This is a genomic window from Shinella sp. CPCC 101442, from assembly GCF_024704725.1.
GTDB lineage: Bacteria > Pseudomonadota > Alphaproteobacteria > Rhizobiales > Rhizobiaceae > Shinella.
Genome location: NZ_JALIQS010000001.1, coordinates 765,355 through 790,376, shown reverse-complemented (window position 1 = coordinate 790,376; position 25,022 = coordinate 765,355). Strand labels below are relative to the sequence as shown.

Genomic DNA, 25,022 nt, shown 5'->3' with positions numbered 1-25,022 from the left:
GGCCGGTCGTTTTCAGGAAAGGCAGGGATCAGCCTGCGATCATTTCCGTCCACTTCTGGTTCAGCCAGTCGGCCTTGGTCGTATAGAGGTCGTAGCGCGGGATGATCGGATCGATATCCGAGGACACCGCCGCGAACTCTTCGGCCGTGAGGTCGATGAGGTCGCGTTTGACGGTGGGCGCGGTGCCGACCTTGCGCGACAGCAGCGCCTGGATCTTCGGCTGGCTCATGTAGTTGATGAAGATGTGGGCTTCCTCGACCTTGCTCGAAGCGCGCGACAGCGCCCAGCAACCGGAGTCCATGATGCCGCCTTCCTTCGGGAAGGTAGAGCGCACAGGCTGGCCGTCAGCGGCGGCAAGGCCCGTTACGTCGTGGTAGTACTGGCCCATCGGGATTTCGCCCGACTTCAGCGACTGCTCGAACTGGGCTTCGTCACGGTACCACAGGCGAACGTTCGGCTTGACCTCGGCGAGCTTTTCGAACGCCTTGAGGAGACCTTCCTCCGTGTCGAGCGCGTTGGTGCCGCCGAAATGGGTCTTGGCGGTCACTTCCAGCAGGAACGAGTTGGAAACGAGTGCCAGCAGGCCGAGCTTGTCGGCGTTTGCCGGATCCCAGAGGGCCGTCCAGGAGGTCGGAGCTTCCTTGAAGACATCCGTGTTGGTGACGAGCGTGATGTACCAGGCAACGGCGCCGACGCCGGCGAGGCGGCCATCCGGATATTTGTTGACGAAGTGATCGATGAGGTTCGACAGATTCGGGATCTTTGCCGCATCGAGCGGCGCCCAGAGTTCGGTCGACTGGCCCTTCAGCATGGCGACCTGCGACATCATGGAGACGTCGGCCGGAGCCTGGCCGGCCTTGGCGGCCTGTTCGAGCTGGACGAGCCAGGCTTCACCGGTCGGCTCGGCGATCGATTCGACGGCGATGCCGGTCTCCTTGGTGAAATCCGCAAAGATGTTCTTGTCGAAGGAGTCCTTGAAATAGCCGCCGTAGACGCCGACCTTCAGCGACTTGTCCTGCGCACGCAGGATCGCCGGCATGGCGAGCAGCGAGGCGCCGGCAACGCCGGCGCCCAGCACGGCGCGGCGGCTGACATTGGTCTTGAGGATGTCACGCATAGTGGTCTTTCTCCTGTTAGGCCGACCGGTTGATCCGGCCGGAGCGTTCCCGTTGTTGCTATTCTACGTCAGGCCGTCCGCGCCACGGAAGGGCTGAAAACCATTAGGCTGAGAATTTCGAACAGAACCTGCGCGCCGGCATGCGCGCTGTTGGTCGTCGCGTCATATTGCGGCGCGACTTCCACCACATCGCCGCCGACGAGATTGATGCCCTTGAGGCCGCGGATGAGCTCCAGAACCTCCCGCGTGGTGAGGCCGCCGATCTCGGGCGTGCCAGTGCCGGGCGCAAAGCTCGGGTCGAGGCTGTCGATATCGAAGGAGAGATAGGTCGGGCCGTCGCCGACGATGGCCTTCGCCTTTTCGATGATGGCGGGAATGCCCAGACCGCTGACTTCTTCCGCGTGGATGACGGTCATGCCGGACTCGTAGGAGAACTCCCAGAGATATTCGGAGGAACCGCGGATGCCGATCTGGATGGTGCGGGTCGGGTCGAGCACGCCGTCGAGCACGGCGTTGCGGAACGGGCCGCCATGGTGGAATTTCGTCTGGTCGAACATGCCGCCCGTATCGCAATGGGCGTCGATATGGATCATGCCGACCGGCTGCTTCTTGCCGACCGCTTTCATGATCGGATGGGTGATCGAATGGTCGCCACCGACCGCAAGCGGAATCACGCCGGCATCGACGATCTGGTTGAAGCGCTTCTCGATGTCGTCATGGCTGAGTTCGAGGCGGTAGCGGCTCTGGAAGGGCACGTCACCGATATCGGCCACGCGCAGTTCCTGCACCGGCGCGCAATCGAGGACATGGTTGTAGGGGCCGATGCGCTCGATGGTGCGCATGGCGCGCGGCCCGAAACGCGAGCCCGGGCGGTTGGTGACGCCGAGATCCATCGGCACGCCGGTGATGGCGACCTGCAGGTTGCCGAAATCGGGCTCGTTGGCATCGACCTGCATGTAGGGCGCGGAGAGGAATGTCGGGACGCCGGCGTAGGGCGCAAGGCGCGTCCCGTTCTTGGTGAAGATCTTGTCGGCGACCTTGCGGAAGGCGGGATCGAACATTTCGCCGCCATGGCTTGCGCCGTATTTCGCCTTGAGTTCGTCCAGCTTGCTGCCGCTCATCGTGTCTACCTCATTTCATTAGAAAATGTGAAGGCAGACCGGGGGCCGGTGCAGAAGTCTTCTATTTTGTTCCCCCGGGGCTTTGCCCTCGTTCTTCATAGTATCGTAATAAAACGACTGGAAAAGCAATTGACATTGTTATAGCGATTAGCGTGAGAAAAACTAACATATCGGGCTCTCCGTTCCATGGCCGCGCGTCTTCCGCCGCTCAACCCCCTTCGCGCCTTCGAGGCGACCGCCCGTCGCGGCGCCGTGTCGGCCGCCGCGCGGGAATTGAATGTCACCCACGGCGCGGTGAGCCATCAGATCAAGGCGCTCGAGGAGGCGCTGGATACCGTACTGTTCGAACGCGGCGGCAAGCGGCTGAAGCTGACGCCGCAGGGCGCGCTGCTGTTGCCCGCCGTCACCAATGCCTTCGGAGAGATTGCGGCGGCGACCGCCCTGATGAAGCAGCCGGTGACGAGCGGCGACCTCACCGTCACCTGCGTGCCGGCCCTGCTCTCGCTCTGGCTCATCCCGCGTCTCAACACCTTCACGGACCAGTTCCCCGGTGTGCGCGTCACGCTGATCGCCGCCAACGATCCGGAAAACCTGCGTTCGCTCGATACCGATGTCAGCGTACTCTATGGCGACGGCAACTGGCCGGACTACTGGACCCGGCTCTGGTCGCGTCTGGACCTCTTTCCGATCGCCAGCCCCACTTTGCTCAACAGCCGCCCGCTTCGGTCGCTGCGCGACCTTTCCGACCATACGCTTTTTCATGGCGATGACGGGCGCGAATGGAGCACCTGGCTTTCGGCGGCCGATGCGATCGATATCGTGCGCGGCCGCCAGCATTTCATGAGCGATGCGCGGCTTTCCACCGAGGCGGCCCTGCACGGCCAGGGTATCGCGCTTGGCGACACGATCACCGCCAGCCATTTGATCGCGCGCGGCGAACTGGTTGTGCCGTTCGATCTCACGGTGCCGGCCAATGACGCGTTCTATGTGGCCTGCCGGCAATCCGCGCGGCAGGCGCCGATCGTTAAGGTCTTCATCGAGTGGCTGTTCTCCTCGCTCGAGGAAAGCATGCCCGAGCCACAGACTTCCGCACGTATGCTGCTGCGTGGCCGCGGCGCCCGTGCGGCCGAACCCTTTCGCCCGATCCCGGCCAAACGCCGGACCGCGTCCAACCCCCAGCGCAAGACCCGCGCCTGATCTTTGACGGAAATGACCATGCCTCGCTTCAACCCGCTCGTCGAAACCCTTGCCGCCCCGCCGATCCCGCATGTCTTCGCCTGGGGCGATGCCTATGACGGCCGCAGCGGCCCGATGATCGATTTCTCGCAGGCCGTGCCCGGCTATCCGCCCCACCCGGAGATGCTGCGCCTGCTTGGCGAGTACGCCGCTTCACGCGCCTATACCGGTTACGGTCCGATCGAGGGCGAGGACAGCCTTCGCAAGGCCTATGCGGATCATCTTTCCGGGACCTACGGCCTGCCGCTTGCCGCCGGCAACGTCCATGTGACGGCCGGCTGCAATCAAGCCTTCATCTGTGCTGCCATGGCGATCGCCGGGGCCGGAGATGCCGTGCTGATGACGGACCCCTACTATTTCAACCAGGAAACCACGCTTGCCATGCTGGGCATCAAGACGCGGTTTGCCGCCTGCGATGCGGCCAATGGCTTCCTGCCGGATATCGGGACGATCGCGGCGGCGATCACGCCGGATGTAAGGGCGCTCGCGCTTGTGTCGCCGAACAATCCGACGGGTGCGGTTTATCCCGTGGCGCTGCTGTCGGAGATCTATGATCTCTGCGCGTCCCGCGGCATCTGGCTGATCCTCGACGAGACCTATCGCGACTTCCTGCCGGCAGGCGCAGGACGCCCGCATGATCTCTTCGGCCGCACAGGCTGGGAGAACACGCTGATCAGCCTCTACAGCTTCTCGAAATCCTTCTGCATTCCCGGTCATCGCCTCGGCGCGATCACGGCGGGTGCCGATGTGGTCGAGCAGGTGGCGAAGATCATGGACAATCTGCAGATTTGTCCGCCGCGGTCGGCACAGGCGGCCGTCGCCACCGCGCTGCCGCTGCTGGCGGAATGGAGGCAGGAAAACCGGCTGGAGATCGCGCGCCGTGTCGAGGCGCTGCTCGCGACGATGGCGGGCGCACCGGCCTGGCGGGTCGGTGCTGTCGGTGCCTATTTCGCCTTCATCGGCCACCCCTTCGAAGGCGTGTCGTCTGCCCGCGTGGCGGAAAAACTCGCCAAGGAAGCCGGGATTCTTTGCCTGCCGGGAAGCTATTTCGGCGCGGGTCAGGAGGGCTATCTGCGATTTGCCTTTGCCAATGCCGACACGCAGACAATCGGATTGCTGAGGGAGCGCCTCAATCGATTCGCGATGGACTGATCGCGGTAAATCCTCTTTCGGTTGAGTTAAGGCGTACTGAAATAAACTCAGGGCGTCGAGCCCGACTTGAAAATTCGCAAAATCATTCCTCGTCCCTTGATTGCAAGTGGAATATTCCTGCAATCGCGTATCAGGTGCCTTGCGTCATCCGCGCGGGGTTCTATGGTCATGCGCGGGCCGCACGCCGGAATTCTTCCGGCGCCGGGGAAAGGTGGCCAAGCTATGGAAAAGATAAGCGAAACTTATGATGCTCCATCAGTAGAGGGGTTGGATGCGTCTGCGGTCTCTCAAAGCGTTGCGCATCAACTTCGTCGAGCGCACAGCCAGTTCATGCAGCGGTTCCTTCACCACTTCTCGGTGGTGAGCCTGCGCCCCACGGAATACAGCGTGCTGGCGTTGATCGCCGAAAACCCAGGGCGTAAACAATCTGAAATTGCGGCGGCACTTGGTATTCAGCGCGCGAATTTCGTGTCGCTTATGAACGATCTCGAGGGACGATGTCTGACGGAGCGGCGGAGCGCTCCGAACGACCGCCGCTCCCACGCGCTCTATCTGACGGTGTCAGGCGAAAACCTTCTGAACCATGCCCGGCGTGCCGAGGCCGATTTCGAGGCGGATTGCCTGGAGCGATTGGGGGGCGCGCGCGCCCGCGATCAGTTTCTGGCGCTTCTTTCGCGGCTTTTCAGTTGATCGGAATCATCCCCGCGGGGCTTGACCTTGCCATGGGGGAAGGCTTCAGCATGCTTGGGCAAATCAGGAGACTGCCCATGAGCGCCACGCATTCCTTCACCGTATCGGACATGACCTGCGGCCACTGTGCCAAGACCATTACCAGCGCCGTGCTGGGTGCCTACCCGGCTGCGAAGGTGGAAATCGACCTTCCCTCCAAGCGCGTTTCGGTCGAAAATGCCGGTGACCGCGCCGCCGTCGCGTCCGTCATCGAGGCGGAAGGGTATTCGCCGGTCGTAGCAGACTGAAGGCAAAAACCGCTTGACCTTGACATGATGGGAAGGTGCACGATCTATCTAAGTTGAGGCCATACCCCCCTCGGTCCACTCCCGGGCTGAAGGGGGTGGCCTCGGGATAGAAGGCGCATCATGCTCACCACAATACCGCCGGCAGACCGGCAGACGATCAAGCTTTCCATCTCCGACATGACCTGTGCGTCCTGCGTGCGCCGGGTCGAGAAAGCTATAGAGAAGGTGCCGGGCGTGTCCGGCGCCGCCGTCAATCTCGCGACGGAGAAAGCCGATGTGATCTTCACAGGCGCACCGGATGCCGCGGCCGTGGCCGAAGCCGTGCGCAAGGCAGGTTATGGTGTTGCCGAGGAGGTGTTCGAATTTCCCGTCGAAGGGATGACCTGCGCGTCCTGCATCGGTCGCGTCGAGAAGGCGCTGAAGGCCGTTCCGGGTGTGCTGGATGCGGCCGCCAATCTCGCTCAGGAGCGAGCCCGCGTGCGCGTCCTAAAGGGCGCCGCCGCCTTTGAGGACTTTGCGGCGGCCATCGAACGGACAGGCTACAGGGCGATCCGTGAAACGGAGACGGCCCCTGCCGAGGAGGATCGTCGCGCGGCAGAAGCCAGAACCCTGCGGCGCGACCTCGTGATCGCCGCGATCCTGACGGCGCCGCTCTTCGTGATGGAGATGGGCGCGCATGCCTTCCCGTCCTTCGGCCACGTCATCCATGAAACCTTGGGCATGCAGACGAGCCGCGTCATCCAGTTCGTACTGGCGACGCTGGTCCTTCTGGGACCGGGCCTGCGTTTCTTCCGCAAGGGCATTCCAAGCCTGCTGCGCCTGGCGCCCGACATGAACTCGCTCGTCGTCATCGGCACATTTGCCGCCTGGAGTTTTTCGACCGTTGCCACGTTCGCGCCGGCCCTGCTGCCGGGCGGTACGGCGAATGTCTATTTCGAGGCGGCAGCCGTCATCGTGACGCTCATCCTCGCCGGCCGCTATCTTGAAGCGCGCGCCAAGGGGCGCACCGGTGAGGCGATCCGGCATCTGGCGGGTTTACGGGCCAAATCCGCGCGTGTCCTGCGCGATGGCAGGGCGGAAGACGTGCCGCTGGAAAGCGTCGTTCCCGGCGATATCGTGCTGGTGCGGCCGGGCGAGAAGGTGCCCGTCGATGGCGAGGTGACCGAAGGCAATTCCTATATCGACGAATCGATGATCACCGGCGAGCCCATGCCCGTCGCCCGCACTGCCGGCGATACGGTCACCGGCGGCACGGTCAACACGACGGGCTCCCTCACCTTCCGCGCCACCCGTGTCGGCGCCGACACCGTGCTGTCGCAGATCATTCGCATGGTCGAGGACGCACAGGCGGCGAAACTGCCGATACAGGCGCTGGTCGACCGCGTCACGCAATGGTTCGTTCCCGCCGTCATGGGCGTCGCGCTCCTCACCTTCGGTATCTGGCTCGCCTTCGGGCCGAGCCCGGTTCTGGCCCATGCGCTGGTCAACGCCGTCGCCGTGCTCATCATCGCCTGCCCCTGCGCCATGGGGCTTGCGACGCCGACATCCATCATAACGGGCACCGGCCGTGCCGCCGAACTCGGTGTGCTTTTCCGGCAAGGCACGGCATTGCAAACGCTGGAGGGAACGCAAATCGTCGCCGTCGACAAGACCGGCACGCTGACCCTCGGGCATCCGACGCTGACGGAGATCGTGCCGGCGCAAGGGTTTTCGCGCCGTGAGGTCCTGTCGCTGGTCGCCGCCGCCGAGGTGCATTCCGAACACCCGATCGCCGCCGCCATCCATGAGGGAGCGGTTGCGGAGGGAGTTGATATTCTCGCTGCCGGCGATTTCAGGGCTATTTCCGGCCAGGGGATTTCCGCCGTCGTTTCCGGCCGCAGGGTCGAGGCCGGTTCGGTCGGTTTCCTGTATTCCCTTGGCCTCGACGTCGCCGGCTTCGCCGATGACGCGGAGCGGCTGGCTGCCGAGGGTGCCTCGCCGCTCTATGCAGCCATCGACGGCAGGCTCGCCGCCCTCTTTGCCGTGACGGATCCGGTCAAGCCGACGACGAAGGATGCGGTTGCCGCGCTGAAGGCGCTCGGCATCGAGGTCGCGATGATCACTGGCGACAATCGCCGTACGGCGGAGGCTGTCGCGGCCACGCTCGGTATCGACCGGGTGATGGCCGAGGTTCTGCCGGACGGCAAGGTTGCGGCCGTGAAGGCACTCTCTGCCAATGGTGCGAAGAAGGTCGCCTTTGTCGGCGACGGCATCAACGATGCACCGGCACTGGCCGCCGCCGATACGGGCATCGCCATCGGTACCGGCACGGACGTCGCCATCGAAAGCGCTGACGTGGTGCTGATGGCCGGCGACATGCGCGGTGTCGCCATCGGCATCGCGCTGTCGCGGGCGACGATGCGCAACATCAGGCAGAACCTGTTCTGGGCCTTCGGCTACAATGTCGCGCTGATCCCCGTCGCCGCCGGTTTCCTTTATCCGGCCTTCGGCATTCAGTTGTCGCCGGCGCTGGCCGCGGGCGCCATGGCGCTCTCCAGCGTCTTCGTCATCTCGAATGCGCTGCGCCTCAAGCGCTTCAAGCTGCCGTTCCAGAAGGGAGAGCTGGCATGAACATCGGCGAAGCGGCGGACGCCACGGGCGTCACCGCCAAGATGATCCGTCACTACGAGCAGATCGGCCTCATCCGCGAGGCCGGCCGCACGGGTGCCGGCTACCGCACCTATGGCCCCAAGGATCTTTCGACGCTGTCCTTCATCCGGCGGTCGCGCGATCTCGGTTTTTCGATTGCCCAGATCCGCGATCTCCTGACGCTTTGGCAGGATCGGGCCCGGGCATCGGGTGACGTGAAGCGTATCGCCGGTGCCCATATCGATGAAATGAAGCAGAAGATGCGCCTGCTGCAGGAGATGGTGCACACGCTGGAGCACCTCTCCGCCCACTGCCACGGCGACGACCGGCCGGATTGTCCGATCCTCGAGCAGCTCGCGACCGGCAAGGCCGAGGACGGTTGCTGCTAGAGCATTTTCCAGCCGAAGCAAGACCGCTTCGGCGTCGGAAACAAACCCTTGTAGCAATACCTGCAAACCGGCGTCTGCCCGTATTGCGTTGGATCAGGCGGCGGCGGAAAGGTGCTCGTGCACGGCGAGCCAGCGGCCTGCGGGGGTGCGCGAAAAGACGATGGTTTCGCGCTCGTTGTTCTTCACCGTCTCTCCGCCGACGGACACGTCCGTCTCGACGGCGTGGGTGAAGATCGCGACATCGCCCACGAGTTGAACCCTGCGGTCCGTCGAGCGGCAGGCCAGCACGCGAAAACCGTCCCGTTCCTCCCAGAGCGCCCACTCCGCCTCATAGGCCGCACGACCCTCGAGCGGTCGGTCGAGATTGTAGAAGAGGAAGGTCGCTTCCGGCGCGAAGGCGGAGAAATAGGCATCGCGGTCATGCCGGGAAAAGGCGCCGACCAGTGCGTCGGCGGCGGCAAGGACGGTGGATTCCATGTCAGTCATAGGTGCCTCAAACGATCTTGACGGTGCTGATGAGCGCGGCGATCGGCTCGTGCTGCGCGTTGACGCGGGCCTTCAGCTCCTCGATCGGCATGGCGTCCACCTTGCAGAACTCCATGAACATCATGTTGAGGTTGTTGAAGAATAGCTCGCCCATGACCTGCACGTCGATGCTGGCATGGACAACGCCGCGGGTCTGCAGCGTCTGCACGAGCTGCACGACCTGTGCGCAGAGCTGGGCGTCGAGTTCCGTATAGCGGCGGGAAAGTGGCGTTTCCGGCTGTTGGATGGAGATCGCCATCGCGGTGCGCCACATCTCCTTGGAGAGGTAGAACAGCGAGTGGTCGTAATATTGCTCGATCAGCGTGCGCAGCGCCTCCGCAACGTTGAGCGGTGGATTGGCGACGATCCGAGTGCCCGCTTCCAGCACTTCCGTCACTTCCATCGCCACGGTCGCAACAAGGATGTCGCCCTTGTTCTGATAGTAGTTGTAGAGCGTGCCGACGGAGACTTCCGCCATTTCGGCGATGTCCTCGATACGGGCGCTGTCATAGCCCTGCTCGCGGAACAATGTCGTCGCGGATTCGAGAATGCGGCGGGTCTTGTCCGCCTTCTGTTTCGCGCGCAATCCGGCCATCAGAACCTCCGTTGGAATCTCCTCAAAAATGAGATTGACTTAAAAAATGAACTCGTTCAATCTTTTTCTCAAGGCGTCGCAACGAGCGCCATTCGCCAGGGCCAAAAGCCTTCAGCCAGAGGGAAAGATGATGAAAAGAACCGTTTCCGGTGGGTTTGCCCGCCGCATGCTGCTTGCCACCGCCGCCGTTTCGCTCCTGCCCGCCGGTGCGAGTGCGCAGGACGAACTGAATGCGCTCGTCTGGTGCGACCACACCGATCCGGCGCTTGTCGAGCCGTTCGAGAAGGCCAACAACGTCAAGGTCAATCTCAAGGAATACGAGGGCACGGGTGCTGCGATCTCGATCATCGAGCAATCCCGCCCCGGCGATTGGGATGTGCTGGTCATCGACGCCGTCGACGTACCGCGCGCCATCGACATGGACATCCTCGGTGAAATGCCGGCCGACAAGCTGCCGCTCAACGATCTCTTCCCGGAAGTGCGCATGGACGCGACGACGACCAAGGGCGGCAAGGTCTACGCGGTCACCGAAAAATTCGGCTACAACACGATTTCCTACGACAAGACGAAGGTCGACCCGGCCGATATGGAAGACCTCTCGGTGGTCTGGTCGGACAAGTACAAGGGCCGTATCGCGCTCTATGACTACTATCTCCCGATGGTTGGCCTGACGGCTGTCGGCATCGGCAAGAAGACCGCCGATCTCAAGCAGGACGACCTGCCGGCGATCAAGGAAAAGCTCTTCGAGATGAAGAAGGTCGCCCGCCAGGTGAGCGACGTCGTCGCCTCGCAGACCGCATTGGCGACCGGGGAGGTCGATATCGTCGTGGGCGGCGGTGAGTGGCTGACGGCCGGCCTCTCGGCGGAAAAGCCCAATCTCGACTGGACGATCCCCAAGCAAGGAGCGCTGCGCTGGGCACAATCGATCGGCGTCTTCAAGGATTCGGAAAAGCAGGATCTCGCGCTGAAGTTCGTGCAGTACATCGTCAGCCCCGAGGGCCAGGCACGGCTTGCGACCTCCGCCTGCTACTGGGCGATGCCGGCCAATGCCAAGGCGGGTGCGCACCTGACCGACCAGCAAAAGACGGCGCTTCGCTGGGACAAGCAGCCTGAATATCTGAAGAACTCGCAACTCTATCCGGTGGCGGACGCCGACATGGACGCCGCGATGCAGGATATCTGGACGGAAACGCTCCAGCAGTAAGCTTGATGCGGTGGACCACCCTCCCCTCCGGGGGAGGGTAACGCCCAACGTTCCCCCTCTGAAATACGCTGGAATTCGATCCGCGCTGGGCTAGGCTGCAGCGTCAACGGAGTGTCATGCCCATGGCCGCCACAGCCTTAGAACGCACGGAGCGCCGCAAGGCCTGGGCCTTTGCCCTACCGGCGCTGCTCTGGACGGGGTTCTTCTTCCTGGTGCCCTTCGCCTATATGGCGGCGATCAGTTTCTGGACGCGGCAGGGGCGCGAGATCGTCGCGACCTGGACGCTCGACAACTACGTCGCCTTTTTCGGGAAAGCCCATTTCTTCAAGGGGCTTGTCGTGTCGCTGGAAATCACGGCGACAGTGACCGTCATTTCCATCCTGCTCGCCTATCCGCTGGCCTGGATCATCGCCGAGCGTGTCCCGAAGAAATGGCAGCGCGTCGCCCTCATCATGGCGATCCTGCCGTTCTGGACGTCCTATGTGGTCCGCTCCTATTCGTGGCTTCTGGTGCTTTCCAAGGGCGGCGTCGTCAACCAGGCGCTGCTGTGGCTCGGCATCGTCGCCGAACCGCTGGAGCTTTCGGCAAACCGTACCGGGACGGTCATCGGTTTTGTGCATTTCTTCGTCATGCTGCTGACGCTGACGATCTACGCCAATCTCATCCAGCTTTCGCCGAATTACCGCCGCGCCGCGGCCGACCTCGGCGCAAACGCCTTCCAGACCTTCTGGTTCGTCGTGCTGCCGCTGACGTTGCCCGGCATCATGGTCGGCGCGTTCCTCACTTTCGTGCTGTGCATCGGCGATTACATCACGCCGCAGATCCTCGGGGGCAATAACGAACTGGTACTGCCCCAGGTCATCATGCTGCAACTTGGAAGGCGGGCGGATTTCCCGATGGCGGCAGCCCTTTCGCTCGTGCTGATGGTCGTCGTCACGCTTGCCTATATCGCCTGCGCTCGTTGGCTCAAGATGGAGAGGACCTGACCATGCGCCACCTTTCCACCGCCCTTGCCGCCCTTTATGCGGGCCTCATCTACCTCTTCATCTTCCTGCCGGTCGTCGTGCTGGTGCTCTTCTCCTTTCAGGATGGCAGCCTGCCGGTGCCGCCGTTGAACGGACTGACGCTGCGCTGGTACGAGGCGATTTTCGCCGATGGAAAGCTGATGGCGGCGCTTGGAAACTCGCTGCTCGTCGCGGTGATCTCGTCTGCCGTCGCCTGCGTTCTCGGTTTCCTCGCGGCCTATGCCTTTGCCCGCTATACGCTGCCTGCATCCGGCCTTCTGCGCGGCCTCATCGTCGCGCCGATGACGGTCAGCACGCTGATCATCGGGCTTGGTCTGCTCTCGATGCTGAACATCTCCGGTCTCAGGCTTTCGCTCGTCACCGTCGGCATCGGCCATGTGGTGATCAACCTGCCGCTCTGCTTTGCCATCATCTACGCGTCGATGGGCGGGCATCAGGTGAACATCGAGCGGGCGGCACGCGACCTCGGCGCCAAGGACTGGCAGGTCATGCTGCTTGTCACCGCACCCATGCTGCTGCCGTCGATCCTGGCCGCCTTCTTCCTGTCCGTCACCTTCAGCTGGGATGAGTTCATCGTCGCGTTCCTGCTGTCGCGCTTCGACGTGACGCTGCCGGTGGAAATCTGGAGCATGCTGCGATCCGGCCTCGACCCCAAGACGAACGCCATCGGCAGCATCGTCTTCCTCATTTCCGTTGCGTTCCTCGTCGTGATGGAATTCACCGTCTTCCGCAAAACCGGGAAATCCTCATGACCGCCGACCTTTCCATCCGCAATGCCACCAAGGTCTTCGGTGCATTCCGGGCACTCGACGATGTCTCGCTCGATATCGCCGCCGGCGAGTTCATCGTGCTGCTCGGCCCCTCCGGTTGCGGCAAGACCACCCTGCTCTCCATCCTCGGCGGTTTCATCGAACCGACCTCCGGGATGATATCGATTGGCGGGCGCGATATGACACATGTCTCGCCTGCCAAGCGCCCGACGACGACGATGTTCCAGGATTATGCGTTGTTCCCGCATATGTGCCTGCGCGACAATGTCGGCTTCGGCCTCAGGATGCGCGGCATGGGCAAGGCCGAACGCTTCGAGAAGGCTTTCTCCTATCTGGACCTCGTCGGGCTCAAGGCGTCATCCGCCAAGAAGCCGCATGAATTGTCCGGCGGCCAGCGCCAGCGTGTCGCCCTCGCCCGGGCGCTTGCCGTCGATCCCGACGTGCTGCTGCTCGACGAGCCGCTCGGTGCGCTCGATCTGAAACTGCGCCGGCAGATGCAGGATGAGCTGAAGGCTATCCAGAAGCGTGTCGGCACGACCTTCGTCCATGTCACGCACGATCAGGAGGAGGCGATGGCGATCGCCGACCGTATCGTCGTGATGAACAAGGGGCGAATCGAGGATGTCGGTACGCCGGCCTCGATCTATATGCGCCCGCGCTCGCTGTTCTCGGCCGGCTTCATGGGCGAGGCCAATTTCCTGCCGGCCAGGGTGCTTGGCGCATCCGGGGGCGAGGTTGAGGTGGAAACGGCGCTTGGCCGCGTCGTCCTCCCCGCTTCCGCCTTCACATCCGGTCACCCGGTGGCGGGTCGTGCGGTCACGCTCTGCATCCGCCCGGAGCATTTCCGCAGCGCCAATGCGGATGCGCCGACCGTGTCGCTCGGCCGCGGACGTATCACCGGCAGCGCCTTCTTCGGCACGCATCATCGTTGCCATGTATCGGCCGACGGCACGACGCTTACCGCGCATCTACCCCAGACCGACAGTCCTGAAGTCGGTGCCGAGCTTGACCTTCGGCTGAAGGCGGATAGCATCGTCGTGCTTGAGGACGGAGCGGGAGTGTAAGGTCTATGCGGCGCATCCGCCCCGAGGATTGGTACAGCGTGCGTCGCATCGACGACGACGTGACCTCGATCTCGGAACCCTATATCCAGGAGTTCTATCGCTGCAATATCTGGCATGTGCGCGGTCGTGACCGAGACATGCTGGTCGATAGCGGCATGGGCGTCGTTTCTCTCACCGCGTGGGTGCCGCTGGTGACGGAGCGAGATCTGATCGCGGTGGCGAGCCACACCCATTTCGACCATATCGGCTGCCATCACGAATTCGAATGCCGCGCCGTGCATTCGGCAGAGGCCGATCTTCTCGCCAATCCGACGCGGGAAAACACGCTGGCCGATCCCTATGTCACGGACGAAATCTTCGATGCGCTACCACCCGAGCCCTATTGCTCGAAATGCTACGCCGTGAAGAAGGCGCCGGCGACGCGCATTCTCGAAGATGGTGACGTGATCGACCTCGGCAATCGCCATTTCGAGGTCATCCACACGCCGGGCCACTCCCCAGGGGGTATTGCGCTCTACGAAAAGGCAACGGAAATTCTGTTCTCCGGCGACATCGTCTATGACGGTCCGCTGATCGAGGATACCTATCATTCCGATGGGATTGACTATATCGCCTCGATGGAGCGGCTCCTGACCCTGCCGGTGCGGCTGGTGCACGGTGGCCATTTTCCAAGTTTCGGCGGCGAACGCTACCGCCAGCTCATCAAGGGCTGGCTCGATGAAAAACAGAAGTGACGGGAGAAAAGCATGCTCGACAAACGCAAATTCTACATCGACGGGCAGTGGGTGGATCCGCTGAAGGCCAATGACCTCGCCGTGATCAATCCGGCGACGGAAAAGCCGATCGCGGTCATCACCATGGGCACCGCGGCCGATATCGACCGCGCCGTCGCCGCTGCCAAGATGGCGTTTGCGACCTATAGCCAGACCAGCGTCGAGGAGCGCCTTGCACTGCTCGAAAAGCTGCTCAAGATCTACAAGCGCCGCTATGAGGAGATGGCACGCACGATCACGCTGGAACTCGGCGCGCCGATCTCCATGAGCACCGAGCAGCAGGCGGATGTCGGCGTCGGCCACCTCCAGGGCTTTATCGACGGCCTGAAGCGCCTGAAGGCCCGCGACGTGCTGCCGAACGGCGACGTTGTGCGCCGCGAGCCTATCGGTGTGTGTGGTCTCATCACGCCGTGGAACTGGCCGATCAACCAGATCGCGCTGAAGGTCGTGCCGGCACTGGCGACGGGCAGCACCTGCGTGCTGAAGCCCTCGGAGTTCACGCCCCTTAACGCCCTGCTCTATGCGGAGATGGTGCACGAGGCCGGCTTCCCTGCGGGCACGTTCAACCTCGTCAACGGCGACGGTCTCGAATGCGGTGCTGCCCTCTCCAAGCACAAGGACGTCGACATGATGTCCTTTACCGGCTCCACCCGTGCCGGCATCGCCGTCAGCAAGGATGCGGCCGAGACGGTCAAGCGCGTGACGCTGGAACTCGGCGGCAAGTCGCCGAACCTCGTCTTCGCCGACGCTGATCTCGAAGATCGCGTTGCCGGCAGCGTGCGCGAATGCTTCAACAATTCCGGCCAGTCCTGCGACGCGCCGACCCGCATGCTCGTCGAGCGTTCCGTCTATGACAAGGTTGTGGAAATCGCCGAGCGCACCGGCAAGGAAGCCCGCGTCGGCAATCCGGAAGAGGCTGGCGAGCATATCGGCCCGCTCGTCTCGCACATCCAGTTCGGCCGCGTTCAGGCGCTGATCGAGGCGGGCGTGGCGGAAGGTGCGCGCGTGCTCGTCGGCGGTCCCGGCAAGCCAGAGGGTTTCGAGACCGGCTATTTCGTCAAGCCGACGATCTTCGCCGACGTCAACAACGACATGCGCATCGCCCGCGAAGAAGTGTTCGGTCCCGTGCTGTCGATCATCCCCTTCGACACGGAAGAGGAAGCGATCGCGATCGCCAACGACACCGCCTACGGCCTCGCCGCCTATCTCCAGACCGGCAATCCGGATCGCGCGGAGCGCGTCGCTGCGCGTCTGCGTGCCGGCATGGTGCATATCAACGGCGGTCCGCACCGTTATGGCAGCCCCTTCGGCGGCTACAAGCAGTCGGGTAACGGACGCGAGGGGGGCCTGTTCGGCCTCGAGGACTTCCTCGAAGTGAAGACCGTTCACCGGCCCGATGCGGCCTGACGGTTTTTGCTGACAATTGCGAAGGCGGCGCTCGAAAGGGCGTCGCCTTTTTACATGCTTCCAAAAGTTTCCGATCAAATCGACACGCACTGGCTGGTTCAAGGCGGCCCGGTCTGATAGCCCCGCTGCTTTCGTGAATGATCGGACTGCCGCCGTGCCCAGGACTGCCTCCTCCCCGAACACCCGCCTTGCCGTTGCCGCTCTCCTGTTGGGCGGCATGGCCATCGGCGGTTCGCCGATCTTTGTGCGGCTCTCGGAAGTGGGGCCGCTGGCGACGGCGTTCTGGCGTGTCTCGCTGGCGCTGCTGCCGTTCTTCCTGATGTCCCGCCTGGGAAAGCAGAGTGACGAGCAGCCCTCCGACCTGCGCGACTATTTCTTCCTGTTGCTGCCGGGCGTCTTTCTCGCCGCCGATCTCGTTGCCTGGCACCTTTCCCTGCACATGACTTCGGTCGCCAATGCGACGCTGCTTGCCAACCTTGCGCCGGTCTTCGTGACCCTCGGTTCGTGGCTGTTCTTCCGCGTCCGCATCACGCCGATCTTTTTGACCGGGCTTGTGATCGCACTCATCGGCATCGTCGTGTTGAAGGGTGGGCCCCAGGCGCTCGGCGGCGGGCAGTTGGCGGGCGATGCGACGGCCGTCACGGCCGCCTTCTTCTACGCCTGTTACATGCTGGCGCTGGGCCATGTCCGCGCCCGGTTCTCGGCGCCGCGCATTCTCGTCTGGACAACCATTGCGGCCACCGTCTGCATGTTGCCCATCGCCTACTTTTTCGAAGACGGCCTGATGCCGGTGACGCTGTTCGGCTGGGCCATGGTGGTCGGCCTTGCCTTCATCAGCCATGTCGGCGGCCAGGGGCTTTTCACCTACGCGCTTGCCTATCTGCCGACGGCCTTCTCATCGCTGACGCTTCTGCTCCAGCCGGTCGTCGCGGCTCTTCTCGCCTGGATCGTGCTGTCGGAACCGCTCGGCATGCTGCAGGCGGTCGGCGGCCTCATCATTCTGGCCGGCATCCTGATCGCCCGCCGCGGCTGATGGTCGACTTCAAGGTTGCGTCGCATTTGATGCAGCCATCAAAATTGCTGACTGGATCGCCTGCGCGGAATGTGTCACAGCCGCAGCATCCCGAGACCGAGTTCCCCGACATGACCGATATCGCAGCCCCCTCTTCCGCCACCGGCACCGCGCGTCTTGGCGTGCTGCTGATGCTGCTCGGCATGGTCATGTTCTCGTTGAACGACGTGCTCGGCAAGTGGCTGGTCGCCACCTATTCCGTCGGCCAGCTGATGCTGATCCGCAGCATCGCCGCGCTCGTCGTGCTGGCGCCGTTCTTCTGGCGTGTCGGCTGGCGGCGGCTGATAGAGGTCGAGCGGCCCAAGCTGCACCTGTTGCGCGCCTTCCTCTTCGCATTCGAGGCGTCCGGCTTCTACTTCGCCGTCGCCTATATGCCGCTCGCCGATGCCATGACCTATTGGCTCGCCGCCCCCATCTATGTCGCAGCGCTTTCGCCGTTGATGCTGGGAGAAAAGGTCGGCTGGCGGCGCTGGACGGCAATCATTATCGGTTTCGTCGGCGTCATCATCGCGCTGGAACCGTCGAAGGACAGTTTCACGCTGCCGGCCCTCATCGCACTTGCCGGCAGTATGGCGTTCGGCCTGGCTATGGTGCTCGGCCGCTCGCTGCGCGCCACGCCCGATACGACGCTGGTCTTCTGGCAGATCGCCGGCGCGGCCGTCTTTTCCGGTATCTGGTGCCTCACCGATCCCGCCGGCTGGGCGCCGGTGAGCAGCATCGATTTCGGTCTGCTCAGCCTGCTCGGAATCGTCGCCATGAGCGCGCATATGCTGGTCAACCGGTCGCTGAAGCTTGCCGATGCCTCAACGGTAGTGCCGCTGCAATACACGCTGCTGATCTGGGCGGTGCTCTTCGGCTGGATGTTCTTCGGCGATGCACCTCGCCCGGCCATGCTTGTCGGCGCCGTCTTCATCGTCGCCTCCGGTCTCTTCATCTTCTTCCGCGAGCAGCAGCTCAAGCGCCGCGGCTGATCACTTGTATCGTCCGTGGCGCTGCAGGACCTCGATCTTGTAGCCGTCCGGATCGGTGAGGAAAAAGAAGCGGGCGAGCAGCCCACCATCGCGGTTGAACGCGACGATCTTGCCGGGTGCAAGGCCGAGGTCCGTGACGCGGGCATGTTCCGTATCGAGGTCATCCACGGAGACCGCGAAATGGCCGTAGCCGTCCCCGAGCTGGTAGGGTTCTGCACGGTCCTTGTTGATCGTCAGCTCCAGCTCGAATTCGCTTTCCGCATTGCTGAGATAGACCAGCGTGAAGGTTTCGAAATCAAGCCGTTCGGCAACAGAAAGACCCAAAGCCCTCTGATAGAAATCGACGGATCGTGCCTCTTCAAGCACGCGGATCATCGAATGGATGGACTTTGCCATGGCTCTCTCCCGTTCGTTCGTTTCGTGCCGCTACGAAACCCATGGATGGCGCCGCGTCAAGGTCAGAAGGTCGGTGGGGTGTTGATCCAGATGAGCACCGTCTCGCCGTGGTGACGGTTGCGCCAGGCATGACGCCGGGCGCTTTCGAAATAGAGGCTGTCGCCGGGGCCGAGGTCGTGGAATTCCTGGCCGTCGAGCACCATCTCGATGCGGCCGGAAAGCACGTGCACGAATTCCTCGCCTTCGTGTTTGTAGGCGCCGTCCGAGGAGGCGCCGGGGGCCAGAACGAAGCGGTGGCAATCCATCATGTTGCGCCCGTCGGCCAGGACCTGCACCGTCACGCCGGGAGACGTCTCGGGCCAGAATTTCCATTCCCCGGCACGGACGACGGAGCGATTGTCGCTCTCTTCCTCACCGGAAAGTTTTGAGACGGTCGTGCCGTAATATTCCGCGAGATCATGCAGCACGCGAAAGGTCACGCCCTGGGAGGTGCGCTCGAACGTGGAAAGCACGGAAGTTGCGATGCCGATGTCACCGGCGACCTGCTCCAGCGTTTTGCCCGCGTCGTGCCGGAGGCTGCGCAGCTTGCGGCCGACACCCTGCGGCGTGTCGCCTTCGGTGGCGGTGCTGTCGATGGCGGGATCCTCCGCCTCCAGCGCTTCGCGTATCGCGGCCGGATTGAGCCCGCGTTCGGTACGATACCAGGCGATACGCTTCAGCCGGACGACGTCGTCGGCGCTATATTGCCTGTGCCCGGTCTCGGAACGGCCGGGAATGACGAGCCCCTGCGTTTCCCAAAGCCTGAGTGTCGAGGCGGAAACGCCGGCGAGCCGCGCGGCCTCCGCCACCTTGTAGTGCACCGGTTCCTCGGAACCCATCGCGCCAATCCCTGATTCTGTATATGGTTTCTTATAGCACTCGCCACGTCGGGTCCGGCCCGAAAAACCGTCGCATTGTCCGCGTAAAATGCCGGTTGCATTCTTGCAGAAAAAATGTAGGAATTCCACTTGATACTTGCAGAAAAAATGTAAGTTAAAGCGATTTCAGCAAAAGTGCGAAGCGGTTTTGCGCTCGGAATCGCGGTGAGACCAGAACGAAACGAAGCCTCCAGATTCAGGATAGCGCCATGACCGCCACGACCCTTACCGATCGCAAGAACGCCGCCATTTCGCGCGGCGTCGGCATGACCACGCAGATCTATGCAGATCGCGCGGAGAATGCGGAAATCTGGGACAAGGAAGGCAACCGCTACATCGATTTCGCCGCCGGTATCGCCGTGGTCAACACCGGCCACCGCCATCCGCGTGTTATCGAAGCCGTCAAGAACCAGCTCGACCGCTTTACGCACACCTGCCACCAGGTCGTGCCCTACGAAAACTATGTCGAGCTCGCCGAACGCCTGAACTCCATCACGCCCGGCAACTTCGCCAAGAAGACGATCTTCGTCACGACCGGTGCCGAAGCCGTTGAAAACGCTGTGAAGATCGCCCGCGCCGCCACCGGCCGCCAGGCGGTCATTGCCTTCACCGGCAGCTTCCACGGCCGCACTTTCATGGGCATGGCACTGACCGGCAAGGTCGTACCCTACAAGGTCGGTTTCGGCGCCATGCCGGCCGATGTCTATCACGCGCCGTTCCCGGTCGAGATGCATGGCACGACGGTCGAGCAGTCGCTTTCCGTTCTGAAGAAGCTGTTTGCCGCTGACGTCGACCCGAACCGCGTCGCCGCGATCATCGTCGAGCCGGTCCAGGGCGAAGGCGGCTTCTATCCGGTACCGGTCAGCTTCATGAAGGCGCTGCGCGAAATCTGCGACCAGCACGGTATCCTGCTCATCGCTGATGAAGTGCAGACCGGCTTTGCCCGTACCGGCAAGCTCTTCGCCATGGAACACTACGGCATCGCAGCTGACCTGATGACGATGGCCAAGGGCCTTGGCGGCGGCTTCCCGATCGCCGCCGTCACCGGCCGCGCCGAAATCATGGATGCACCCGGCCCCGGTGGCCTCGGCGGCACCTATGCTGGCAGCCCGATCGGTGTCGCGGCGGCCCATGCCGTTCTCGACGTCATCAAGGATGAGGATCTCTGCAACCGCGCCGAAAATCTCGGTGCGCGCCTCAAGCAGCGTCTCGCCTCCCTGCAGGACAAGATCCCCGAGATCGTCGATATCCGTGGTCCGGGCTTCATGAATGCCGTCGAGTTCAACGACGTCGCGACGAAGCAGCCGAGCGCCGAATTCGCCAACAAGGTGCGCCTGAAAGCCCTCGAAAAGGGGCTGATCCTGCTCACCTGCGGCGTGCATGGCAACGTCATTCGCTTCCTCGCACCGATCACCATCCAGGACGAGGTTTTCGCCGAGGCGCTCGACATCCTCGAAGCTGCGATGATCGAAGCCCGCGCCGCCTGATCGGCGGCGCAACCGCCCAAACAACATCTCCCAAGGCGGCACCCGGAGCATATGCTCCGGGTGAATGCCTTTTCATTGCCGAAAGGAACGAAATCATGGCCTTCTACGATGCTCTCACCCGGCACCTGAAGTCGACCGAATTCCTGCGCGATGCAGGCTATGTCAATGGCAACTGGATCGGCGGCAACGGCGCCGAGACCTTCGACGTCTTCAACCCCGCGACCGGCGAAAAGCTTGCGACCCTGCCGGAAATGGGTGCGACCGAGACGGCTGCTGCGATCGACGCCGCCTACAAGGCGCAGGCCGTCTGGGCCGCCCGCCCGGCCAAGGACCGCAGCGTGCTGCTGCGCAAGTGGCACGACCTGATCATCGCCAATGCCGACGAACTCGCCGCCATCCTGACTGCCGAAATGGGCAAGCCCCTGCCGGAAGCCAGGGGTGAAATCCTCTACGCCGCCTCCTATGTCGAATGGTATGCGGAGGAAGCCAAGCGCATCAACGGCGAGACGATCCCTGCCCCGTCCGTCGACAAGCGCATGCTCGTCATCAAGCAGCCGGTCGGCGTCGTCGGCACGATCACGCCGTGGAACTTTCCGGCCGCGATGATCGCCCGCAAGATTGCTCCGGCGCTCGCCGTCGGCTGCACGGTGGTCTCCAAGCCCGCCGAGCAGACGCCGCTTTCGGCAATCGCCCTTGCCGTGCTGGCGGAAAAGGCCGGCATTCCGGCCGGTGTCTTCAACGTGATCCTCGGCACAGACGGCCCGGCGATCGGCAAGGAACTCTGCTTCAACCCGAAAGTCCGGAAAATCTCCTTCACGGGTTCGACGGAAGTCGGTCGCATCCTGATGCGCCAGTGCTCCGACCAGATCAAGAAGGTGAGCCTGGAGCTCGGTGGCAACGCACCCTTCATCGTGTTCGACGACGCCAATCTCGACGCGGCCGTCGAAGGCGCGATGGTGTCGAAGTACCGCAATGCGGGCCAGACCTGCGTCTGCGCCAACCGTATCTACGTCCAGTCGAATGTCTATGACGCCTTCGCCGAGAAGCTGGCGAAGAAGGTCGCCGAGCTTTCTGTCGGCAACGGTTTTGACAAGGGCGTAACCATCGGCCCGCTGATCGAGGAAGCGGCCATCGACAAGGTCGAGGCTCATATCGCCGATGCGGTTTCCAAGGGCGCCACCGTCGTTGCTGGCGGCAAGCGGATCGCCGGCAACGGCACTTTCTTCGAGCCGACGGTGTTGAAGGGCGTTGCCCGTGGCATGACGGTTGCCCGGGAAGAAACCTTCGGTCCCGTCGCCCCGCTCTTCCGCTTCGACACGGTCGAGGATGTCATCGAGCAGGCCAACGACACCGAATTCGGCCTTGCCGCCTACTTCTTCGCCGGCGACCTGAAGAAGGTCTGGAAAGTCACGGAAGCGCTGGAATACGGCATGGTCGGTGTCAATACAGGCCTCATCTCCTCCGAAGCCGCTCCTTTCGGCGGCATCAAGCAGTCCGGTCTCGGTCGCGAAGGCTCGGCGCATGGCGCGGACGACTATCTGGAGCTGAAATACGTCTGCATGGGCGACGTCGCCTGATGAACCAAAAGATCGCCCCGTCTCGTGCGGGGCGATCTTTCTGCGAATCAATATCCGTCCTGGCAAACCAGCTCTACATTCACGAGGGGTAAGCCGGTCGACCACCTCTCGCGCCGAAAGATCAGGCGCCTTTCACCGCTTCCGGATGCGCTGCCTTGAAAGCCGGCAATGCGCGGCAATTTTCGGCGATACGCCTTACCTGCGTGAGGTCGGCGATATCGACGCCCCAGCGTTCTGCGTTGTAGACCTGCGGTGCGAGGCAGAAGTCCGCCATGGACGGGGTATCCCCGTGGCAGAAGAAGCCTGTTGCCGGGTCGCTCAGCAGCACGTCGACAGCGGCAAGGCCCTCGCCGATGAACTTCCTCATCCAGGCGATACGGACTTCGTCTCCTCCCCCGGTGATTTCCATGACATGGCCGATGATGCCCGTGTTGCAGACGGCGTGGATTTCCATGGCGATGGCATAGGAAAGTGTACGCACGCGCTGCCGTCCGAGCGGGTCGGCGGGCAGGAAACGCGCCTGAGGGCGCGTTTCTGCTAGATATTCGATGATCGAAAGCGATTGCGTCAACATGTGCCCGTCGATTGCAAGCGCCGGCACGAGGCCCTGCGGGTTGCGGGCGCGGTGGTCTGCGGAACGCTGGGCGCCCGCGAGCAGGTCGACGGATTCCCGACGATAGGCAAGGCCGAGGCTTTCGAGTGCGATGCGCACGCGATAGCTTGCGGACGAGCGCCAGTAGTCGAAAAGCACGATGTCATCGCTCACGGCTTCAATCCTTTTCGTATTTCTCGACCGTCTGCTCGATCGCGCCGAAGATCGAATGGCCGGTCTTGTCCTTCATCTCGATGCGCACGATGTCGCCGAATTTCATGAAGGGCGTTTTGGGCGCACCTGTCGAAATCGTTTCGATGGTGCGGAGTTCGGCAATGCAGGAATACCCAGCGCCGCCCTCCGAAACCGGCTTTCCGGCCCCGCCATCGAGCTTGTTGGAGACTGTACCGGAACCGATGATCGTGCCGGCGACGAGCGGCCGGGTTTTTGCCGCATGGGCGATGAGCTGGCCGAAATCGAAGGTCATGTCGATACCGGCATCGGCTCGGCCGAAGGCCTTGCCGTTCAGGGAGACGAGAAGCGGCAGGTGCAGCTTTCCATCCTTCCAGGCATCGCCCAATTCGTCGGGCGAAACGGCGACCGGGGAGAAGGCCGAAGACGGTTTGGACTGGAAGAAGCCGAAACCCTTGGCGAGTTCGGAAGGAATGAGGCCGCGCAGCGACACGTCGTTGACCAGCATGACGAGCTTGATGGCATCGCGCGCTTCCTCGACACTTGCGCCCATCGGCACGTCATCGACGATGACGGCGATCTCGGCCTCCATGTCGATGCCCCAGGTCTCATCGGCTGCGACAATCGGATCGCGTGGTCCCAAAAAGCTGTCGGAACCACCCTGGTACATCAAGGGGTCGGTCCAGAAGCTCTCCGGCATGTCGGCATTGCGGGCCTTGCGCACCAGTTCGACGTGATTGACATAGGCAGAACCATCCGCCCAAGCATAAGCACGCGGCAGCGGGGAGGTCGCGTCGTGCTCGTGAAAGCGTGCGGTCGGCTGTGCGCCGGTTTCGAGCCCCTCGGCGACGCGCTCCAGCCGCGGCGCAACATGCTCCCAGTCATCCAATGCGTTTTGCAGGGTGCGGGCAATGTGGCCCACTTCCGAGCAGCGCGTCAGGTCGCGCGAAACGACGACCAGCCGGCCGTCACGGGTGGAATTCTTCAGCGTCGCAAGTTTCATGCGTGTCTCTCCCGATCTTGTTTGCAGCCGTCGGATCGTGTCATCTTCCGGCTACCTGCCTCCACCCTCGTGCGCCGCTCCCCGCGGCGCATCGCATTCTTCAAGGAAATCCCGCGTGAACCGCACGGCTCGAAATTCCCTGCTGATCGTCGTAGCCTTCATCGCCGCGACGGCCGCCATCCTTTATACGATGGGTCAGCCGCTCATCTGCAAGTGCGGATATGTCAAACTCTGGCATGGCGTCGTTATTTCTTCGGAAAACTCGCAGCACCTGTCCGATTGGTACACGCCGAGCCACATCATTCACGGCATCCTGTTTTTCGGCTTCTTCACGTTGATCCTGCCCAAGGCGAGCATAAACGTGCGTCTTACGCTATCGCTGATCGTCGAATGCGCGTGGGAGATCCTCGAAAACACCGACATGATCATCAATCGCTACCGAGAGTCGACCATCTCGCTCGACTATTTCGGTGACAGCGTCATCAACTCGAGCGCCGACATCCTCGCGATGGTCGTCGGCTTCTTCCTGGCGTCTCGCCTGCCGGTCTGGGCAAGCGTTGCTATCATCGTGATCTTCGAAGCCACAACCACCTATCTGATCCGCGACGGCCTGACGCTGAATGTCCTGATGCTCGTCTGGCCGCTGGAAGCGGTGAAAACCTGGCAGGGTGGCTGAGCCTATTTGATGCGCGACGCACCGTCGCGCGCGAGACAATAGCGAATCACGAAAGAGAGAGCCGGTATGGACGGCCCCACTTCCCGTATTCGCCCGAACGAATCGCGGGACGCCCATTGGCGGTCGGGCGTCAATACGCCAGGCTGCAAATTATTG

General features: G+C 62.8%; 25 protein-coding genes. 17 read left to right on the top strand and 8 right to left on the bottom strand.

What is annotated here, in order from left to right; all coding sequences use genetic code 11:
- Positions 1 to 28: 28 nt before the first annotated feature.
- Positions 29 to 1,117: a PotD/PotF family extracellular solute-binding protein gene (locus tag MUO32_RS03610; RefSeq protein WP_374708583.1), complete on the bottom strand. Its 1,089-nt coding sequence runs from the start codon at positions 1,115 to 1,117 to the stop codon at positions 29 to 31.
- 68 nt (positions 1,118 to 1,185) lie between these two features.
- On the bottom strand, positions 1,186 to 2,238 hold the full coding sequence (gene speB / locus MUO32_RS03605; RefSeq protein ID WP_257946857.1) for an agmatinase: 1,053 nt from the start codon (positions 2,236 to 2,238) through the stop codon (positions 1,186 to 1,188).
- A 186-nt stretch (positions 2,239 to 2,424) separates the two neighbouring features.
- Between speB and MUO32_RS03600 the strand changes: the two genes are divergently transcribed.
- The 6 genes from MUO32_RS03600 to cueR all read left to right on the top strand — a co-directional run bounded on the left by MUO32_RS03600 (position 2,425) and on the right by cueR (position 8,620).
- Entirely contained in the window at positions 2,425 to 3,435 is a 1,011-nt protein-coding gene (locus MUO32_RS03600) for a LysR substrate-binding domain-containing protein (RefSeq protein WP_257946856.1), read from the top strand.
- Positions 3,436 to 3,453: 18 nt separating this feature from the next.
- Positions 3,454 to 4,626 (top strand): aminotransferase, encoded by a 1,173-nt coding sequence (locus tag MUO32_RS03595; protein ID WP_257946855.1) that lies wholly within the window; start codon positions 3,454 to 3,456, stop codon positions 4,624 to 4,626.
- 222 nt (positions 4,627 to 4,848) lie between these two features.
- Positions 4,849 to 5,316: a MarR family winged helix-turn-helix transcriptional regulator gene (locus MUO32_RS03590; RefSeq protein ID WP_257946854.1), complete on the top strand. Its 468-nt coding sequence runs from the start codon at positions 4,849 to 4,851 to the stop codon at positions 5,314 to 5,316.
- A 77-nt stretch (positions 5,317 to 5,393) separates the two neighbouring features.
- Positions 5,394 to 5,603: a heavy-metal-associated domain-containing protein gene (locus MUO32_RS03585; RefSeq protein ID WP_257946853.1), complete on the top strand. Its 210-nt coding sequence runs from the start codon at positions 5,394 to 5,396 to the stop codon at positions 5,601 to 5,603.
- A gap of 120 nt (positions 5,604 to 5,723) precedes the next feature.
- Positions 5,724 to 8,213 (top strand): heavy metal translocating P-type ATPase, encoded by a 2,490-nt coding sequence (locus MUO32_RS03580; protein ID WP_257946852.1) that lies wholly within the window; start codon positions 5,724 to 5,726, stop codon positions 8,211 to 8,213.
- Entirely contained in the window at positions 8,210 to 8,620 is a 411-nt protein-coding gene (cueR, locus tag MUO32_RS03575; RefSeq protein ID WP_257946851.1) for a Cu(I)-responsive transcriptional regulator, read from the top strand. Before MUO32_RS03580 ends, cueR begins: the two co-directional genes overlap by 4 nt.
- Before the next feature lie 93 nt (positions 8,621 to 8,713).
- Here cueR and MUO32_RS03570 read toward each other — a convergent pair whose 3' ends face one another.
- Together MUO32_RS03570 and MUO32_RS03565 are read right to left on the bottom strand one after the other, a co-directional pair.
- Positions 8,714 to 9,106, bottom strand: coding sequence for a nuclear transport factor 2 family protein (locus MUO32_RS03570; RefSeq protein WP_257946850.1), 393 nt, complete (start codon positions 9,104 to 9,106; stop codon positions 8,714 to 8,716).
- Between the two features lie 7 nt (positions 9,107 to 9,113).
- Complete coding sequence (locus tag MUO32_RS03565; RefSeq protein WP_257946849.1) at positions 9,114 to 9,740, bottom strand: TetR/AcrR family transcriptional regulator; 627 nt, start codon at positions 9,738 to 9,740, stop codon at positions 9,114 to 9,116.
- 130 nt (positions 9,741 to 9,870) lie between these two features.
- On the opposite strand from MUO32_RS03565, the gene MUO32_RS03560 reads away from it, so the two are divergent.
- The 8 genes from MUO32_RS03560 (at position 9,871) to MUO32_RS03520 (ending at position 18,026) form a co-directional block, all read left to right on the top strand.
- Complete coding sequence (locus MUO32_RS03560; RefSeq protein WP_257947162.1) at positions 9,871 to 10,944, top strand: spermidine/putrescine ABC transporter substrate-binding protein; 1,074 nt, start codon at positions 9,871 to 9,873, stop codon at positions 10,942 to 10,944.
- 122 nt (positions 10,945 to 11,066) lie between these two features.
- Positions 11,067 to 11,930, top strand: coding sequence for an ABC transporter permease (locus tag MUO32_RS03555; RefSeq protein ID WP_257946848.1), 864 nt, complete (start codon positions 11,067 to 11,069; stop codon positions 11,928 to 11,930).
- Between the two features lie 2 nt (positions 11,931 to 11,932).
- On the top strand, positions 11,933 to 12,721 hold the full coding sequence (locus MUO32_RS03550; protein WP_257946847.1) for an ABC transporter permease: 789 nt from the start codon (positions 11,933 to 11,935) through the stop codon (positions 12,719 to 12,721).
- The gene (locus tag MUO32_RS29365) at positions 12,718 to 13,803 is read left to right on the top strand and encodes an ABC transporter ATP-binding protein (RefSeq protein ID WP_374708582.1); all 1,086 of its coding nucleotides are present in this window, start codon (positions 12,718 to 12,720) and stop codon (positions 13,801 to 13,803) included. Before MUO32_RS03550 ends, MUO32_RS29365 begins: the two co-directional genes overlap by 4 nt.
- A gap of 5 nt (positions 13,804 to 13,808) precedes the next feature.
- On the top strand, positions 13,809 to 14,537 hold the full coding sequence (locus tag MUO32_RS03535; protein WP_257946846.1) for an MBL fold metallo-hydrolase: 729 nt from the start codon (positions 13,809 to 13,811) through the stop codon (positions 14,535 to 14,537).
- 12 nt (positions 14,538 to 14,549) lie between these two features.
- Entirely contained in the window at positions 14,550 to 15,983 is a 1,434-nt protein-coding gene (locus tag MUO32_RS03530; RefSeq protein WP_257946845.1) for an aldehyde dehydrogenase family protein, read from the top strand.
- Between the two features lie 154 nt (positions 15,984 to 16,137).
- Positions 16,138 to 17,016 (top strand): DMT family transporter, encoded by an 879-nt coding sequence (locus MUO32_RS03525; protein ID WP_257946844.1) that lies wholly within the window; start codon positions 16,138 to 16,140, stop codon positions 17,014 to 17,016.
- Between the two features lie 110 nt (positions 17,017 to 17,126).
- A complete protein-coding gene (locus tag MUO32_RS03520; protein ID WP_257946843.1) occupies positions 17,127 to 18,026 on the top strand; it encodes a DMT family transporter in 900 nt (299 codons plus the stop codon).
- Here MUO32_RS03520 and MUO32_RS03515 read toward each other — a convergent pair whose 3' ends face one another.
- Together MUO32_RS03515 and MUO32_RS03510 are read right to left on the bottom strand one after the other, a co-directional pair.
- On the bottom strand, positions 18,027 to 18,422 hold the full coding sequence (locus tag MUO32_RS03515) for a VOC family protein (protein WP_257946842.1): 396 nt from the start codon (positions 18,420 to 18,422) through the stop codon (positions 18,027 to 18,029).
- Between the two features lie 62 nt (positions 18,423 to 18,484).
- Positions 18,485 to 19,300, bottom strand: a complete 816-nt coding sequence (locus MUO32_RS03510; RefSeq protein WP_257946841.1) for a MerR family transcriptional regulator — start codon at positions 19,298 to 19,300, stop codon at positions 18,485 to 18,487.
- 248 nt (positions 19,301 to 19,548) lie between these two features.
- Between MUO32_RS03510 and MUO32_RS03505 the strand changes: the two genes are divergently transcribed.
- Both MUO32_RS03505 and MUO32_RS03500 read left to right on the top strand, forming a co-directional pair.
- The gene (locus MUO32_RS03505; RefSeq protein ID WP_257946840.1) at positions 19,549 to 20,826 is read left to right on the top strand and encodes a 4-aminobutyrate--2-oxoglutarate transaminase; all 1,278 of its coding nucleotides are present in this window, start codon (positions 19,549 to 19,551) and stop codon (positions 20,824 to 20,826) included.
- A 95-nt stretch (positions 20,827 to 20,921) separates the two neighbouring features.
- Positions 20,922 to 22,403 (top strand): NAD-dependent succinate-semialdehyde dehydrogenase, encoded by a 1,482-nt coding sequence (locus MUO32_RS03500; protein ID WP_257946839.1) that lies wholly within the window; start codon positions 20,922 to 20,924, stop codon positions 22,401 to 22,403.
- A gap of 121 nt (positions 22,404 to 22,524) precedes the next feature.
- Here the strand turns inward: MUO32_RS03500 and maiA are convergent, their stop codons facing one another.
- A complete protein-coding gene (maiA, locus tag MUO32_RS03495) occupies positions 22,525 to 23,169 on the bottom strand; it encodes a maleylacetoacetate isomerase (protein WP_257946838.1) in 645 nt (214 codons plus the stop codon).
- Between the two features lie 4 nt (positions 23,170 to 23,173).
- Positions 23,174 to 24,190, bottom strand: coding sequence for a fumarylacetoacetate hydrolase family protein (locus MUO32_RS03490; protein ID WP_257946837.1), 1,017 nt, complete (start codon positions 24,188 to 24,190; stop codon positions 23,174 to 23,176).
- Between the two features lie 115 nt (positions 24,191 to 24,305).
- Between MUO32_RS03490 and MUO32_RS03485 the strand changes: the two genes are divergently transcribed.
- A complete protein-coding gene (locus MUO32_RS03485) occupies positions 24,306 to 24,866 on the top strand; it encodes a DUF2585 domain-containing protein (protein WP_257946836.1) in 561 nt (186 codons plus the stop codon).
- Positions 24,867 to 25,022 lie beyond the last annotated feature (156 nt).